Origin of the sequence: Streptomyces sp. NPDC087310 (genome assembly GCF_044744405.1) — a bacterium.
Lineage (GTDB): Bacteria > Actinomycetota > Actinomycetes > Streptomycetales > Streptomycetaceae > Streptomyces.
Genome location: NZ_JBIUYF010000004.1, coordinates 790,057 through 805,517 on the forward strand (window position 1 = coordinate 790,057; position 15,461 = coordinate 805,517).

At 68.2% G+C, this 15,461-nt stretch carries 12 protein-coding genes; 5 read left to right on the forward strand and 7 right to left on the reverse strand.

Going from position 1 to position 15,461, the window contains the following annotated elements:
• Window positions 1–217 precede the first annotated feature (217 nt).
• The 7 genes from ACIO3P_RS18685 to ACIO3P_RS18715 form a co-directional block, all read right to left on the reverse strand.
• A complete protein-coding gene (locus ACIO3P_RS18685) occupies window positions 218–1,096 on the reverse strand; it encodes an SAM-dependent methyltransferase (protein WP_401851370.1) in 879 nt (292 codons plus the stop codon).
• Between the two features lie 46 nt (window positions 1,097–1,142).
• Window positions 1,143–2,183, reverse strand: coding sequence for a polyprenyl synthetase family protein (locus tag ACIO3P_RS18690; protein WP_401851368.1), 1,041 nt, complete (start codon window positions 2,181–2,183; stop codon window positions 1,143–1,145).
• Between the two features lie 837 nt (window positions 2,184–3,020).
• A complete protein-coding gene (locus ACIO3P_RS18695; protein ID WP_401851764.1) occupies window positions 3,021–4,034 on the reverse strand; it encodes an ABC transporter ATP-binding protein in 1,014 nt (337 codons plus the stop codon).
• Between the two features lie 66 nt (window positions 4,035–4,100).
• On the reverse strand, window positions 4,101–5,168 hold the full coding sequence (locus tag ACIO3P_RS18700) for an ABC transporter ATP-binding protein (RefSeq protein WP_401851366.1): 1,068 nt from the start codon (window positions 5,166–5,168) through the stop codon (window positions 4,101–4,103).
• 19 nt (window positions 5,169–5,187) lie between these two features.
• Window positions 5,188–6,168, reverse strand: a complete 981-nt coding sequence (locus ACIO3P_RS18705) for an ABC transporter permease (RefSeq protein ID WP_329829138.1) — start codon at window positions 6,166–6,168, stop codon at window positions 5,188–5,190.
• Window positions 6,169–6,266: 98 nt separating this feature from the next.
• Window positions 6,267–8,090 (reverse strand): ABC transporter substrate-binding protein, encoded by a 1,824-nt coding sequence (locus ACIO3P_RS18710; protein WP_401851363.1) that lies wholly within the window; start codon window positions 8,088–8,090, stop codon window positions 6,267–6,269.
• A gap of 140 nt (window positions 8,091–8,230) precedes the next feature.
• Complete coding sequence (locus ACIO3P_RS18715; RefSeq protein ID WP_329829141.1) at window positions 8,231–9,259, reverse strand: ABC transporter permease; 1,029 nt, start codon at window positions 9,257–9,259, stop codon at window positions 8,231–8,233.
• A 337-nt stretch (window positions 9,260–9,596) separates the two neighbouring features.
• Here ACIO3P_RS18715 and ACIO3P_RS18720 point away from each other — a divergent pair, with 337 nt between their 5' ends.
• The 5 genes from ACIO3P_RS18720 to ACIO3P_RS18740 all read left to right on the forward strand — a co-directional run bounded on the left by ACIO3P_RS18720 (window position 9,597) and on the right by ACIO3P_RS18740 (window position 15,383).
• On the forward strand, window positions 9,597–11,231 hold the full coding sequence (locus tag ACIO3P_RS18720; protein ID WP_329829142.1) for an ABC transporter substrate-binding protein: 1,635 nt from the start codon (window positions 9,597–9,599) through the stop codon (window positions 11,229–11,231).
• Window positions 11,232–11,303: 72 nt separating this feature from the next.
• Window positions 11,304–12,227, forward strand: a complete 924-nt coding sequence (locus ACIO3P_RS18725; RefSeq protein WP_329829143.1) for an ABC transporter permease — start codon at window positions 11,304–11,306, stop codon at window positions 12,225–12,227.
• The gene (locus ACIO3P_RS18730; RefSeq protein ID WP_401851360.1) at window positions 12,220–13,266 is read left to right on the forward strand and encodes an ABC transporter permease; all 1,047 of its coding nucleotides are present in this window, start codon (window positions 12,220–12,222) and stop codon (window positions 13,264–13,266) included. The genes ACIO3P_RS18725 and ACIO3P_RS18730 overlap by 8 nt, the downstream gene beginning before the upstream one ends.
• 13 nt (window positions 13,267–13,279) lie before the next feature.
• Window positions 13,280–14,341 carry an ABC transporter ATP-binding protein gene (locus tag ACIO3P_RS18735; protein WP_401791518.1) on the forward strand — a complete coding sequence of 354 codons (1,062 nt, stop codon included), beginning with the start codon at window positions 13,280–13,282 and terminating at the stop codon, window positions 14,339–14,341.
• Window positions 14,334–15,383 carry an ABC transporter ATP-binding protein gene (locus ACIO3P_RS18740; protein ID WP_401851358.1) on the forward strand — a complete coding sequence of 350 codons (1,050 nt, stop codon included), beginning with the start codon at window positions 14,334–14,336 and terminating at the stop codon, window positions 15,381–15,383. Before ACIO3P_RS18735 ends, ACIO3P_RS18740 begins: the two co-directional genes overlap by 8 nt.
• The last annotated feature ends 78 nt before the right edge of the window (window positions 15,384–15,461 follow it).

The following is a 15,461-nucleotide window of genomic DNA, read 5'->3' on the forward strand; positions in this document are numbered from 1 at the left end:
CAACGGCGGGCACCACTCGAGTACCGGGCAACTTCTCGAGGGCGCCCGCCGTGCGCGCGGTGAGGGCAACTCCGGCCTGACCCGGTGGGCGTGTGCCGTGAGCACGCCCCCACGCCGTTCAGGGTTCAGGGCGCGGTGGGTGCGGCTCCGGCGACAACGACCAGGTAGGTGAGTGCGTTGAGTGTGTTGCTCCCGTCTCCGTGGAGCAACGGTCTCTCTAGGCCGGCGGTGTGTATTCGGCGACCACGACTATGTAGTTGAGCTCGTTGCTCCGGTGTCCGTCGAGGAACGGCTGCTCCACACCGGTGGCCAGTCCCCACTGGGATCGCAGCTCCCAGTGCGGGATGGCCTCTTCGGTCAGGTCCCAGACCTGCGAGGGCACGAGGTGGTTGTCGGCGAGCGCCTGGAAGTACTCGCTGCGGTTGTTGATGTGGCAGTCGTAGTGCTCGTCGATGGCCTTCACCGCCGCGCTGTCGGTCGACACGGCGTCGTTGGCGCACCAGGTGACGCAGACGTAGCGGCCGCCCGGGCGCAGCAGCCGGGCGAACTCCGCGAAGGCTTCGGCGGGCTTGACGTACATGGTGGTCTCGTTGGTGTACACCGCGTCGAACGACCCCGTGGGCAGACCGGTGTCGCACATGTTGGCGAACTTGAAGGAGACCTTGTCGTCGCAGCCGTGCTTCTCCTTGGCGAGACGCTCGGCGAACTCGATGTGGTGGGCGCAGAAGTTGACACCGACCACCTCGCAGCCGAACCGCCGGTTGACGAGGAAGGACGTGCCGCCGCGACCCGATCCGCCGTCCATCACCCTCGCGTCGGGCGCGAGCGAGCCCAGGCCGTGCAGCACCAGTTCGACCTGCTCGTTCTCAAGGCGGGCCATTTCCCCGAGAATCGCCGCGTCCCGCTCGGACGCGGGGACCTCCAGCACGGATTTGTCGAAGGGGCCGACGCCGTAGTGGTGGTGGTACAGCCCGTCCTCCTCGCCCAGCAGGAGGTTGATCGGGTCCTGGGTCTTGGTCTCGTAGTGGGCCTGCGCCCGGCGCTCGAATTCGGAGCGGACGACAGGGGAGGCCGGGGTGTCGTGGGTAGTGGTCATGATGATAAACTCCGATTCACATGCCGACCCTGTCGGGCGGCGCGGGTCATCCTGCGCGATTGACGATGCGGTCGAACAAGGTGGTCAGTTCGGCGGTCGTGGTCGGGGTCAGTCCGGCTTGTCCGAGGTGGTCCACCGCCGAGTCCAGGTGACTGCGGGACAGTTGCTCGGCCGTATGACGCCCACCGGTCTTTTCGATGAGGTCGGCCAACTCCTCCAGGTGCGCCGCCGTGGTGCTGTCCGCGTGCCACAACCGGCTCAGTCGCTCGCCGGCCGGGCTGTCGTCGGACAAGGCGGCCAGCACGGGGAAGGTCAGGTTGCGCCGCTTGATGTCTCCCCGGATGGGCTTGCCGGTCACCGCGGGATCGCCCCAGATGTCCTCCACGTCGTTGGAGATCTGCAGAGCGATGCCCAAGTGCCGGCTCGCGCCGCGCAGGGCGGCCAGGACACTCTCCGGCTTGCCCGCCCGTAGGGCCGGGGCCCCCAGCGAGAACTCCAGCAGTGCGGAAGCCTTCTCCATCACGATGTGCTCGTACGCCTCGAAGCTGGCGCCCGGGCCTGGTTGGAGGGTGAGCTCGCGCGCCTGGCCCGCGTGAACCAGGGCGATGGCCTTGGCGAACGAGGCGATGATTTCCTGGTGGCCGGGGCCGGAGTCGTCCACGGCTATCCGCAGCCCAAGAGCCTGGAGCGCGTTCCCGGCGTGTATGGCCAGACTTACGCCGAATACCTTCCACGCGGCCGGCCTGCCGCGGCGCAGCTCGTCCGTGTCGGCGATGTCGTCGTGGAGGAGGGTCGCGTTGTGCAGCAACTCCACCGCTGCCGCCTGGAACTGCACGTCCTCCGGCCGCAGGCCGACTCCGTCGGCGACCGCCGTCATGAGGCTGGCACGGGTCAGTTTGCCGTCGCCTGTACTGCTGGGCTCGCCCTGTTCGTCGATGAAGCCGAGATGGTAACGGCAGATCCGGGCCAAGGCCGGCGGATCGAGCGCGGAAACCTGCTGCTCAATAACGGGTAATACCGTGGATCGCACGATGCTCGGCGACAGGAGGGCTTGGGACCCAGTAGACGAGGCGACGTGAGTGCTCATCGCGGCTCTCCTCGGGTCGCGCGAGTGAAGCACATGTCGTTCGCGAATTGAATTACTGAACACTCATCAATGTGCTGAACATGTTGCATCTATGTCATCACACCTTTTCATCTCCTGCTTGCCGTGCGGTAAACTCCCGATGCACAGAGGCTTATGTAAAAGCCGCGTGATCGCCAAGTTTTACCTCGGTTCGCCAGTATGCCGCTCCCGGGATTTCGCATTTCCGGGGATTCAGTGGCTGTACCGGATTCCAGTCTGGGTGATCGCCTGAGTCGTGTCAACGACGCGATCTGAGACCTGGCAGGGGTCGAGCTGTCGAAATCAAGTTTTTCCCCAGCTTGGGCGGTTTGAGCGTCATGTAATTCCCCATCCCGAATTCTCCTGAGGGGGCGAGCTGTCGGCGACCAAATTTTTCCCCGGCATGGGCGGTTTGGGTGTCATGTAATTTCCCATCCCGAATTTTCCTCATTGGCCGGAGGTAAGCGCCCCGTGTAGATGATCTACGGCATGCCCCTTGACCAGCGCCACTGTCTCTCATTCGGTCGGCGTGAGGTTGTTCGGGCGGGTGATACCGGGCGTGACGGAGCGGTCGCCGTCGCCTGGCGGAAACAGTTACGGAGGATTTTCGAGATCCCCGAGCGAGCCCGACCCGCCGAGGGGCATTCCGCCGGAAAGGTCGGACATCGGCGTGGAATATGCCAGTCCCGCAGGACCCTGATTTCGCCCGGCCTCGACGCGGCGGCGCCGTTCGCGGTACGGGACAAAAGCGGTCCCGGGGACTTTCGCTCAGGCCCGGGTCATTTCGCTCAGGCCCGGATTATTTTGCTCAGGCCCGGATCATTTCGGGGACAGCGGTTCCGGGTGGTGACAGGCCGTCAGATGACCCTCCCGGCTGCCCTCCGGCCGTACCAGTGGGGGCGTCGCCGTCGCGCAGAGGTCCGTCGCCTTCCAGCAGCGGGTACGGAAGCGGCAGCCCGACGGCGGGTGGACCGGGGACGGGACGTCGCCGGTCAGGCGGATACGGGCGCGCGGCGGGGCGGCGTCGTCCGGGAGCGTGGCCTCGGGGACCGCCGAGAGGAGCGCCCGGGTGTACGGGTGGCGCGGGGCGCCGTACAGCTCGTCCCGGTCCGCGATCTCCACGATGCGGCCCAGGTACATCACCGCCACGCGCTGCGAGAAGTGGCGTACGACGGCCAGGTCGTGGGCGATGAGGACGAAGGCGATGCCCCACTCGCGCTGGAGCTGCTGGAGCAGGTTGACCACCTGCGCCTGGATCGAGACGTCCAGCGCCGAGACCGGCTCGTCGGCCACGATCAGCTTCGGGTGCGGGGCGAGCGCCCTGGCCACCCCGATGCGCTGGCGCTGGCCGCCGGAGAACTCGTGCGGGAAGCGGTTGTAGTGCTCGGGGTTGAGGCCCACCGTGTCGAGGAGTTCACGTACGCGTCTCTCCCGGCCGCCCGGCGGATCGATACCGTTGATCTCCATCGGCCCGGCGATGATCCGGCCCACCGTCTGCCGCGGGTTGAGCGAGGCGTACGGGTCCTGGAAGATCATCTGGATCTCGGGGCGGACCGGCGCGAGCCCCTTGCGGGAGGCGTGCGTGATGTCCTGGCCCCGGTAGGTGATCCGGCCCGCGGTCGGTTCCAGGAGGCGGGTGATGAGCCGGCCCGTCGTCGACTTGCCGCAGCCGGACTCGCCGACCAGGCCCAGACTCTCGCCCTCGCCGACCGTGAAGTCCAGCCCGTCCACGGCCTGGACCGCGCCGACCGTACGCCGGATCGGGAAGCCGCCCGTGATCGGGAAGTGCTTGGTGAGCCCGGAGACGTCCAGGAGGGGCGTGGGCGTGGTCATGGGGGTGCTCAAGGGGGTGCTCATGGGGTGCGAAGCCCTTTCGGTGGGCGTAGGGGGCGTGCCGTTTCACACCGGTCCCGCCCCCGCGAAGTCGGCCGAGAACTCGACCCGTTGGGCGGCGTCGAGATGGCAGGCCGCCCCATGCCCCGCGGCCGGCTCCAGCGGTGGCAGCCGGGTCGCGCACAGTGCGCCGCCCACCTGCTCGGTGAAGGCGCAGCGCGGATGGAAGCGGCAGCCGCCGGGCGGGTCGAGGAGGCTGGGCGGGGTGCCGGGGATGGGGGCGAGCGGCACGTCCACCGGCGTGTCGAGGCTCGGCATGGAGCCCAGCAGGCCCCAGGTGTACGGGTGTTGGGGGGCGCGCAGGACCTCCTTCTTCGTCCCGAGCTCCACGCACCGGCCGCCGTACATCACGAGCACGTCGTCCGCGATGTCGGCGATCACACCCAGGTCGTGGGTGATGAAGATGATGGCGGTGCCGGTCTCCCGCTGGAGGTCCTTCAGCAGGTCCATGATCTGGGCCTGCACGGTCACGTCGAGCGCGGTCGTCGGCTCGTCCGCGATCAGCAGTTCGGGGTCGCAGACCAGTGCCATCGCGATCATCGCGCGCTGGCGCATCCCGCCGGAGAACTGGTGCGGGTAGTCGTCGACCCGTACGTCCGGCTGCGGGATCCCGACGCGCCCCAGCATCTCGACGGCCCGCGCGCGGGCGGCCTTCCGGGAGGCGCCGGTGTGCTTGCGGTACGTCTCCGCGATCTGCCGGCCGACCGTGTGGTACGGCGAGAGGGAGGCCAGCGCGTCCTGGAAGATCATGGCCATCGTGTCGCCACGCAGCCGTTCGAGCCGGCGTTCGCCCACGGTGAGCAGGTCGCGGCCTTCGAGCAGGATCTCCCCGTCGATCGTCGTGCGGTCGCGGTCGTGCAGGCCCAGGACCGCCAGGCTGGTGACGGACTTGCCGGAGCCCGACTCGCCGACGATCCCGAGGGTCCTGCCGCGCGCCACGTCGAAGGAGAGCCCGTCGACGGCCCGTACGGTGCCGTCCTCGGTGGCGAAGTGCACCCGAAGGTCGCGGACGGAGAGGAAGGGGGCGGGAGATGAGGTGTTCACGGGGTGTGTGGTCATGGGGTGCGTGGTCATGGAGTGTGTCTCCCGGGCCCTAGGCGAGGCGTACGCGCGGGTCGATGAGGGCGTACACGGCGTCGACGACGATGTTGAAGACGACGATCGCGCCCGCCGCGACGAGGACGACCCCGAGCAGCAGCGGCAGGTCGTTGTCCTGCACCGCCTTGACGGAGAGCGCGCCGATGCCGTGCAGGTTGAACGTCTGCTCGGTGATGATGGCGCCGCCGAGCAGCGCGCCGATGTCGAGCCCGAAGATGGTGACGATCGGTCCCATCGCACCCCGCCAGGCGAAGCGGAAGAAGACCGTCCGGCGGGAGAGGCCCTTGGCGCGCGCCGTCCGTACGTACTCCTCGCCGAGCGTCTCGACCAACTGGGAGCGGGCCATCCGCGTGTAGTTGGCGGTGAAGATCAGCGCGAGGACGAACCAGGGCAGCAGCAGCCCCCGGAACCAGCCCGCCGGGTCCTGCGTGATCGGGACGTCCTGCGGGCGGCTCAGGATGTGCCACTGGTCGGTCAGGTAGTACATGGCGACCACGCCGACGATGTAGATCTGGAGCGAGGAGCCGACCAGCGAGGCCGAGGACGCCACCTTGTCCAGCGCCTTGCCCTGCTTGACCGCCGCGAGCATGCCCGCGCCCACGCCCAGCACCACGAAGACGACGGCGCTGCCGAGGGAGAGCGACAGTGTGGTCGGGAAGCGGTCGAGGATGGTGGCGAGGACCGGCTCGCGGTTGTGGAACGAGTAGCCGAGGCACGGCGCCGGGCAGTGCCCGAACGACGCGTAGTCGCGGCCGACGAAGACCGCCTGGAGCCAGTGCCCGTACTGCACGGGCAGCGGATCGGCGATGCCCAGGTTGCGCCGTACCAGCGCCAGTGTCTCGGGCGTGCAGACCTTGCCGCAGGCGACCCGGGCGGGGTCGCGGGGCGCGACGTAGAAGAGGACGAAGGTGAAGGCGCTGATGATCAGCAGGATCACCGCGGCGCCGAGCGTGCGGCGCACCAGGAAGCGGAACATGGCGTGTTTTCCTCAGGTCCTCGGGTTTCGCGGGTCCTCGGTTTCGCGGGTCCTCGGGTTTCTCGGGTTCCTTGGGTTCCTCGGTTCCTCCGGAGTCCTCAGTCCTTGGCGTACAGCTTGTAGAGCACGGCCGCCGAGAACAGCGGGTCGAAGAGCGCTCCGCCGACCTTCGACCCGGCCAGGTAGAAGCGGCGCTGGTACGTCTCCGGGATGATCGGCGCCTCCTCGGTCATGATCCGCCGGTCCAGCGCGGCCCATGCCTTCCCCGCCTGCTTCGGGTCCGCGATCACCACGTCCTTCTTGATCGCCGTGTCCACCCAGCCGACCTTGAGCTCGGAGATGTTGTTGGCGCCGTTGGCGATCGTGCCGCTGTCGAAGAGCGGCTGGATCAGGGTGTAGCCGGTGGGCCAGTCCGGGGCCCAGCCGAACCACATCACGTCGAACTGGTTGTCGATCTGCTGGACCTGGTCGTAGTAACTGGTGGAGTCAAGCGGCTTGATGACGGGGTGGAAGCCCGCCTTCGTCAGCGCGTTCTCGATGACGACCTTGGTCTTGTCGTAGTTGTCGCCCTGCGGGAAGGCGTACACGATCTTCTGGCCGCTCCTGCCCGCCTCCTTGAGCAGCTTCTTCGCGGCCTCCGGGTCGCCCTGCGGCTTCTTCAGCTTCCCGTAGACGTCGAACTTCTCGCGCCCCAGGATGTCCGGGCTGAGGATCGTCGTCGCGATGTCGCCGGCGGAGGGGCCGCCGTAGATCTGCCGGATCTGCTCCAGAGGCCAGGCGTGGATGAGGGCCTGGCGCACCTTCAGGTCGGGGACGCGCCGGGTGTTGATGGCGTAGTAGTAGAGGCCGGTGAGCAGGCCGTTGATGGTGCGTTTCTTCAGCGCGGGGTCGGTGAGGACGTTCTGGATACGTTCGGCCGGCACCCCGCTGTACGCCATGACCGCGTACCGGTCGTCGCCCGAGTCGGCGATCAGCCGGTCCGAGGCGGCGAGCGCCTGCGGGCCGAACTCGAAGGCGAAGCTGTCCGGGTAGGCGGTGCGGATCGGGTCCGTCCGCTCGTCCCAGTGCGGATTGCGCGTGAGGGTCATCGACTTGTCGACAGCGTGCTGCTTGAGCTTGTACGGACCGGCCGAGACCGGGTCCTTGTCGTACTTCTCCTTGGTGTCCAGCGCGACCGGTACGGCGCCGTACGAGTGCATCGCCAGTGTGAAGTTGAGGTCAGGGCGGGCCAGCTTCAGATGGAAGGCGATGGTCCGCTTCTTCGCGTCGGTGACGACGGAGTCGAGGTGCTCGCCGCCGTACGGGCCCTTGTACGCGGCCCGGAAGTCGGTGGAACCGGTCAGCGCGGTCTGGAGGTAGCCGGCGCCCTCGGTGGTGAAGCTCGCGAAGCCCCGCTCGATGCCGTGGCGTACGTCGTCGACGGTCAGGGCGCTGCCGTCCTCCCACATGAGGCCGTCCTTCAGCGTGAACGTCCATGTCCTGCCGCCGTCGGACATGGTGCCCGGGTCGGTGGCGAGGTCGCCGACCAGCTTCATGGAGCCGTCCGGCGCGATCCGGTAGCCGGTGAGGCAGCGGATGTAGAGGTTGCCGACCGTGGAGTTCCAGGAGAAGTAGATGCGCTGCGGGTCGAGATGGGAGAAGTCGTCGGGGCCGATGCCGCGGATCGTGCCGCCCGTGCGCGCACCGGCGACGGCGGGCGCGGGCCCGGTGGAGTCGGCGGCGGTGCCGATGGCGACCGTACTGCCGGTGTACGTCGTGGAGCCCGCGCTTCCGTCCGCGCTTCCGCCCCCGCCCCCGTCTCCCGGACCGGTGCCGCCGGATCCGCCCGAGCCGGCGTTGCCGCTGCTACAGGCGGAGAGGAGCGCGGAGCCCCCGGCCGCTACGGAGGTGGCTATGACGAAGTCTCTGCGGGAGAGGGACATGATTCCTGCCCTGTCGGTACGTCAGTGGAGCCGAATGGGTTCTGCGGTACGGGGGTACGAAGGTGCTGCGGTACGGGAGTACGGGAGTGCGGGAGTACGGAGGTACGGGGCCCCGGGGTGCGAGGCCCACGCGGCGGGTGTCAGCGTCTGGTCTTCGGGTCCAGTGCGTCGCGCACCGAGTCGCCGAGGAGGTTGAAGGCGATCACGAAGATCACCATCGCGAGCCCGGGGAAGAGCAGGAAGGTGATGTCGTTCTGGTACACGTTCGAGCCGCGCTGGATCATCACGCCCCAGTCGGGGGTCGGTGAGCTGAGCCCCACCCCCAGGAAGGCGAGCCCCGCCTCGGTGGTGACGAAGAGGGGGAGCGCGAGGGTCGCCTGGATGAGGATCGGCGTCCACAGGTTGGGGAGCAGTTCCCTGAGGATGATCCGCGCCGGGGACGCGCCGGTCACCTTGGCCGCCTCCACGAACTCCCGTTCCCGCAGGGCGAGTACCTCGCCGCGCAGCAGCCGGGCGATGGGGGCCCAGCCGAAGGCGGTCATCACGGAGATCAGGCTGACGACGGTGAGCCAGACCGGGGTGTTCTCCTCGGGCGACACCAGGATCGAGATCAGCACCGGCCAGAAGGCGATGAAGAACAGCGTCGAGGGGAACGCCAGCAGGATGTCGACGACCCGGCCGACGAGGTAGTCCGTCTTCCCGCCGAGATAGCCCGCGGTGACACCGATGACGACCCCGAACACCGCCACCAGCAGCGTGGTCACGGTGGCGATCAGCAGCGAGTTGCGGATCCCGTACAGCAGGAAGGTGAAGACGTCCCGGCCGAGCCCGGGTTCGATGCCGAACCAGTACGCGCCGCTGATACCGCCGTTGGGGCGGACGGGGAACCCGAAGTCGTTGAGCAGGCCGGGGTTGTCCTGGCCGTAGGTGTCGTATGGATTCTTCCCGTAGAGCCGGGCGATCAGCGGGGCGCAGGCGGCCACCACGAAGAAGAAGGCGACGACACAGGCCGAGACGACGCCCGTACGGTCGCGCCGGAAGCGCCGCAGGGCGAGCTGTCCCGGGGAGCGGCCGGCCCCGCCTCCCGGTGCCGCGGAGGCCGGCGCGCCGCCGGCGTTCCCGGCGACTGCCTCAAGAGGGACGGCGGCCGGAGAAGGTGCGGAGGTCATGATGCTCCTGGCCGGAAGAGATCGAAAGCTCCACGGTCAGATCCGCGGACCAATAGGACTTTTTCAATCGGTTACGTGCACGGTCAATGAATTCTTCGTGGCCTTGAATGCCTCTTTTGCGGCTTGGTGCACGCATGGCCAACCGTTGGTGCGAATGCGCTCCTGTCGTGACCCGACCGAAAGGCAACCGGCCCCGGCGCGCGTGCGCGCGTCACTCGCCGGTATGCGTACATCCGGAGGGGGATCCGTCCGTTCAGGTGAGTCGTGTGTGTGTATTGCGCCCTATGGGTGGATATTGGCCCTCATCTGAGCCCGACCACTCCGAGGAGGACCCTTCATGCGAGGAGCTACGCCGACGCACGCCAAGTGGGCCGCCTGCGCGGTGGCCGTCACCCTCGCGGCGACGGCGTGCGGCGGGGGAGACAGCGGCGCTCGTGGAGGTGCGGACGGGGTGGTGCGCTCCTCCTGGGGGGACCCGCAGAACCCGCTGGAACCCGCGAACACCAATGAGGTCCAGGGCGGCAAGGTCCTCGACATGATCTTCCGCGGGCTGAAGCGGTACAACCCGAAGACCGGCAAGGCCGAGGACGAACTGGCCGAGAAGATCGAGTCCACGGACTCGACGCACTTCACCGTCACCGTCAAGGACGGCTGGACCTTCAGCAACGGAGAGAAGGTCACCGCCGCGTCCTTCGTGGACGCCTGGAACTACGGCGCCCACCTCAAGAACAACCAGAAGAACGCGTACTTCTTCCAGTACATCGAGGGATACGACAAGGTCCACCCGGTCTCCGGCGCACCGACCGCCCAGACCCTCTCGGGCCTGAAGGTCACCGGGCCGCGTACCTTCACCGTCAAGCTGTCGCAGCGCTTCTCCACCTGGCCCGACACCCTCGGGTACGCGGCCTTCGCGCCGCTGCCCAGGGCGTTCCACGACCAGCACGCGGCGTGGCTCGCCAAGCCGATCGGCAACGGCCCGTACGCGGTACGGCGGTACACCAAGGGCTCCCAGATGTCGCTGCGCACCTGGAAGGCGTATCCGGGGGCGGACAAGGCACGGAACGGCGGTGTGGACCTCATGGTCTACACGGACAACAACACCGCCTACACCGACCTCGTCGCGGGCAATCTCGACCTGGTCGACGACGTCCCCGCCGCGCAGCTCAAGAACGTGAAGGCCGATCTGAACGGCCGTTACATCAACACGCCCGCCGGCATCATCCAGACCCTCGCCTTCCCCTACTACGACAAGCGCTGGAACACCGCGAAGGCCGTCAAGGTCCGTACCGGGCTCTCCCGGGCGATCAACCGTGAGCAGATCACCGAGACCATCTTCCGCAAGACCCGCACCCCGGCCACCGACTGGACCTCACCGGTGCTCGGCGCGGACGGCGGCTACAAGGCGGGGCTCTGCGGGTCGGCGTGCGCGTACGACGCCGCGGCGGCGAAGAGACTGGTCCAGGAGGGCGGCGGCATCCCCGGCGGCCGGCTCAAGATCACGTACAACGCGGACACCGGCTCCCACAAGGAGTGGGTCGACGCCGTCTGCAACAGCATCAACAACGCGCTCGGCAAGGACAAGGCGTGCGTCGGCAGCCCCGTCGGCACCTTCGCGGACTTCCGTAACCAGATCGGACGGAAGAAGCTCACCGGGCCCTTCCGCGCGGGCTGGCAGATGGACTACCCGCTGATCCAGAACTTCCTCCAGCCGCTCTACTACACCAACGCCTCGTCCAACGACGGCAAGTGGAGCAACGCGCGGTTCGACAAGCTGATCAACGAGGCCAACGCCGAGGTCGACACGAAGACGGCCACAGCCAAGTTCCAGCAGGCCGAGGGAGTGGTGCGCGATCAGATGGCGGCCATCCCGCTCTGGTACCAGAACGGCAGCGCCGGCTATTCGGACCGGGTCTCGAACGTGGCGCTCAACCCGTTCAGCGTCCCGGTCTACAACGAGATCACCGTCCACTGACGCCGGAACGGAGCGGCCGAAGCGCGACCGAAGAGCCACGGCCACCGTTCGACCCCTTCCCCCGGAGCCCTCATGGGACGTTATGTGATCCGGCGTCTGCTCCAGATGATCCCGGTCTTCATCGGCGCCACGCTGCTGATCTTCCTGATGGTCAATGTGATGGGCGACCCCGTCGCCGGCCTCTGCGGCGACCGGCAGTGCGACCCCGCCACCGAGGCGCAGCTCCGCAAGGACTTCGGCCTCGACCAGCCCGTCTGGCGGCAATACCTCACCTACATGGGCCATGTCTTCTCGGGAGACTTCGGCACCGCCTTCAACGGGCAGGAGGTCATCGACCTGATGGCCTCCGCCTTTCCGATCACCATCCGGTTGACGCTCGTCGCCGTCTTCTTCGAGATCGTCATCGGGATCGTCTTCGGCGTGGTCACCGGATTGCGCCGGGGCCGCCCGGTCGACACCTCCGTCCTGCTGCTGACGCTCGTCGTCATCGCCGTACCGACGTTCGTCACCGGACTGCTGGCCCAACTCCTCTTCGGGGTGCGGTGGAAGATCATCGAGCCCTCGGTCTCCCCGGCGGCGCCGCTCGACGAGCTGATCCTGCCGGGGCTGGTGCTCGCCTCGGTCTCCCTCGCGTACGTCACCCGGCTCACCCGGACGTCCATCGCGGAGAACACCCGCTCCGACTACGTCCGTACGGCCGTCGCCAAGGGGCTGCCCCGGCGGCGGGTGATCGTCAGGCATCTGCTGCGCAATTCACTGATCCCGGTGGTCACGTTCATCGGTACGGACATCGGCGCCCTGATGGGCGGTGCCATCGTCACCGAGCGGATCTTCAACATCCACGGCGTCGGATTCCAGCTCTACCAGGGCATTCTGCGCCAGAACACCCAGACCGTCGTCGGCTTCGTGACCGTGCTCGTCATCGTCTTCCTGGTGGCGAACCTGCTGGTCGACCTGTTGTACGCCGTACTCGACCCGAGGATCCGGTATGCCTGACCCGCAGCGCCCGAACCCCGACGGACCCGGCCCGAACGGTCCCACGGCCGACGGGGGCGCCATCGCCGGGACCGGCGCCGGCGGTGCGATGGACCTCGCCACCGGCGAGGGGTTCACCCTGGAGAGGGACGGCGGACCGGAGGGGCCGGTGGCGGGCGGGCCTGGGGACCCGGTGGCGGGCGGGCCCGGGGGGAAGGCGCGCAGCCTGTGGTCCGACGCCTGGCGGGATCTGCGGCGCAACCCCGTCTTCGTCATCTCTGGTCTGATCATCATCTTTCTGGTGGTCATCTCGATCTGGCCGTCGCTGATCGCCAGTGGCAACCCGCTCTCCTGCGATCTCGCCGACGCGCAGGAGGGCTCCCGGCCCGGCCATCCCTTCGGCTTCAACGGACAGGGCTGCGACGTCTACACCCGTACCGTCTACGGCGCCAGGACCTCCGTCGTCGTCGGCGTCCTCGCCAGTCTCGGGGTCGCCGTCGTCGGCTCGGTCCTCGGCGGGCTCGCCGGATTCTTCGGCGGGTCCTGGGACGCGGGCCTCTCCCGGATCACCGACATCTTCTTCGGGATCCCCGTCGTCCTCGGCGGGCTGGTGCTGCTCTCCGTGGTGACCAGCGCCACCGTCTGGCCGGTGATCGGCTTCATGGTGCTGCTCGGCTGGCCGCAGATCTCCCGGATCGCCCGCGGCTCCGTCATCACCGTCAAACAGAACGACTACGTTCAGGCGGCGCGCGCGCTCGGCGCCTCCAACCCGCGGATGATGCTGCGGCACGTCCTGCCCAACGCGGTCGCGCCGGTGATCGTCGTGGCGACCATCGCGCTCGGTACGTTCATCGCGCTGGAGGCGACCCTCTCGTACCTCGGAGTGGGCCTCAAACCACCGACGGTCTCCTGGGGCATCGACATCTCGGACGCCTCCCCGTACATCCGCAACGCCCCGCACATGCTGCTCTGGCCGGCCGGCGCGCTGGCGATCACCGTGCTCGCGTTCATCATGCTCGGCGACGCGGTACGCGACGCCCTCGACCCCAAGCTGCGCTGAGGAGCCCCCTTCCATGCTGCCGCCTCCCGCCCTGCTCGAAGTGCGCGATCTCCAGGTGGAGTTCCACACCCGTGAAGGGGTCGCCAAGGCCGTCAACGGCGTCACGTACGCGGTGGCGGCGGGCGAAACCCTCGCCGTGCTCGGGGAGTCGGGGTCCGGCAAGTCCGTGACCGCCCAGGCGATCATGGGGATCCTGGACACGCCGCCCGGCCGGATCACGGGCGGCGAAGTGCTCTTCCAGGGGCGGGACCTGCTGAAACTCAAGGAGGAGCAGCGCCGCAGGATCCGCGGGGCCGAGATGGCGATGATCTTCCAGGACGCGCTGTCCTCGCTCAACCCCGTGCTCACGGTGGGCGCCCAACTCGGGGAGATGTTCGAGGTTCACCGGGGAATGGGCCGCAAACAGGCGCGGGCGAAGTCCGTCGAACTGATGGACCGCGTCCGTATCCCGGCCGCCAAGGACCGCGTGAACGACTACCCGCACCAGTTCTCGGGGGGTATGCGCCAGCGCATCATGATCGCCATGGCGCTCGCGCTCGAACCCGCGCTGATCATCGCGGACGAGCCGACGACCGCGCTCGATGTGACCGTGCAGGCCCAGGTGATGGACCTCCTCGCCGAGCTCCGGCGCGAGCTGAACATGGGGCTGATCCTGATCACCCACGACCTCGGCGTCGTCGCCGACGTGGCGGACAAGATCGCGGTGATGTACGCGGGCCGCATCGTGGAGACCGCGCCGGTCCACGCCCTCTACAAGGCGCCCGCCCACCCGTACACGCGGGGGCTGCTGGACTCGATCCCGCGCCTGGACCAGAAGGGCGAGGAGCTGTACGCGATCAAGGGCCTGCCGCCCAACCTGCTGCACATCCCGCCGGGCTGCGCGTTCAACCCGCGCTGCCCGAGGGCCCGGGACGTGTGCCGTACCGAGGTGCCGCCGCTGTACGAGGTGACGGAGGACGGCCGGGCCGCCGGGGGACTGGGCGCGGTCGGGGAGCCGGGCGCGCCCGGTGAGCCGGACCGGACCGGGGAGCGGCGGAGCGCCTGTTACTTCTGGAAGGAGACGCTCGATGGCTGAACCCCTCCTGGAGGTACGGGACCTGGTCAAGCACTACCCGCTCACCCAGGGCATCCTCTTCCGGCGCCAGATCGGCGCGGTGCAGGCGGTCGACGGGGTCTCCTTCGGCCTGGCGCCCGGCGAGACCCTGGGCATCGTGGGGGAGTCCGGCTGCGGCAAGTCGACCGTGGCGAAGATGCTGGTCAACCTGGAGCGGCCGACGTCCGGATCGATCCGGTACAAGGGCGAGGACATCACGAAGCTGTCGGGACGGGCGCTGAAGGCGGTACGGCGCAACATCCAGATGGTGTTCCAGGACCCGTACACCTCGCTCAATCCGCGGATGACCGTGGGCGACATCATCGGGGAACCGTACGAGATCCACCCCGAGGTGGCCCCCAAGGGCGACCGGCGGCGCAGGGTCCAGGACCTGCTGGACGTCGTCGGACTCAATCCGGAGTACATCAACCGCTACCCGCACCAGTTCTCCGGCGGGCAGCGCCAGCGGATCGGCATCGCGCGCGGCCTCGCGCTCCGGCCGGAGATCATTGTCGCCGACGAGCCGGTCTCGGCGCTGGACGTCTCCGTCCAGGCGCAGGTCATCAATCTGATGGAGCGCCTCCAGCACGAGTTCGACCTGTCGTACATCTTCATCGCGCACGATCTGTCGATCGTCCGGCACATCTCCGACCGGGTGGGGGTGATGTATCTGGGGCGGCTGGCCGAGATCGGCTCGGACACGCAGATCTACGAGCACCCGACGCACCCGTACACCCAGGCGCTGCTGTCGGCGGTGCCGCTGCCCGACCCGTCCGCGCGTGCGCACCGGGAGCGGATCATCCTGGTGGGCGACGTGCCGTCCCCGGCGAGCCCGCCGTCCGGCTGCCGCTTCCGTACGCGCTGCTGGAAGGCGCGGGAGCGGTGCGCGGTGGAGGTGCCGCCGCTGACGGTCCCGGAGGTCTTCAGGGCGGCGGAGGGGCCGGCCGCGCACCCCTCGGCCTGCCACTTCGCGGAGGAACGGAAGATCGTCCCCACCGGTCCCGAGGGGGAGGAAAGCCAATAAAGCACAACAATTTCGTTAACACGCAGGCAACTTGGCGGACCCGGTACCGATATACGGACCCGTCAGTCTGTAGAGCGT

Bases quoted from the DNA above. Each gene is read 5' to 3' on its own strand.
- ACIO3P_RS18685 (WP_401851370.1), bottom strand. From the start codon at position 1,096: ATGACCACTACCCACGACACCCCGGCCTCCCCTGTCGTCCGCTCCGAA.
- ACIO3P_RS18690 (WP_401851368.1), bottom strand. From the start codon at position 2,183: ATGAGCACTCACGTCGCCTCGTCTACTGGGTCCCAAGCCCTCCTGTCG.
- ACIO3P_RS18695 (WP_401851764.1), bottom strand. From the start codon at position 4,034: ATGACCACGCCCACGCCCCTCCTGGACGTCTCCGGGCTCACCAAGCAC.
- ACIO3P_RS18700 (WP_401851366.1), bottom strand. From the start codon at position 5,168: ATGACCACGCACCCCATGACCACACACCCCGTGAACACCTCATCTCCC.
- ACIO3P_RS18705 (WP_329829138.1), bottom strand. From the start codon at position 6,168: ATGTTCCGCTTCCTGGTGCGCCGCACGCTCGGCGCCGCGGTGATCCTG.
- ACIO3P_RS18710 (WP_401851363.1), bottom strand. From the start codon at position 8,090: ATGTCCCTCTCCCGCAGAGACTTCGTCATAGCCACCTCCGTAGCGGCC.
- ACIO3P_RS18715 (WP_329829141.1), bottom strand. From the start codon at position 9,259: ATGACCTCCGCACCTTCTCCGGCCGCCGTCCCTCTTGAGGCAGTCGCC.
- ACIO3P_RS18720 (WP_329829142.1), top strand. From the start codon at position 9,597: ATGCGAGGAGCTACGCCGACGCACGCCAAGTGGGCCGCCTGCGCGGTG.
- ACIO3P_RS18725 (WP_329829143.1), top strand. From the start codon at position 11,304: ATGGGACGTTATGTGATCCGGCGTCTGCTCCAGATGATCCCGGTCTTC.
- ACIO3P_RS18730 (WP_401851360.1), top strand. From the start codon at position 12,220: ATGCCTGACCCGCAGCGCCCGAACCCCGACGGACCCGGCCCGAACGGT.
- ACIO3P_RS18735 (WP_401791518.1), top strand. From the start codon at position 13,280: ATGCTGCCGCCTCCCGCCCTGCTCGAAGTGCGCGATCTCCAGGTGGAG.
- ACIO3P_RS18740 (WP_401851358.1), top strand. From the start codon at position 14,334: ATGGCTGAACCCCTCCTGGAGGTACGGGACCTGGTCAAGCACTACCCG.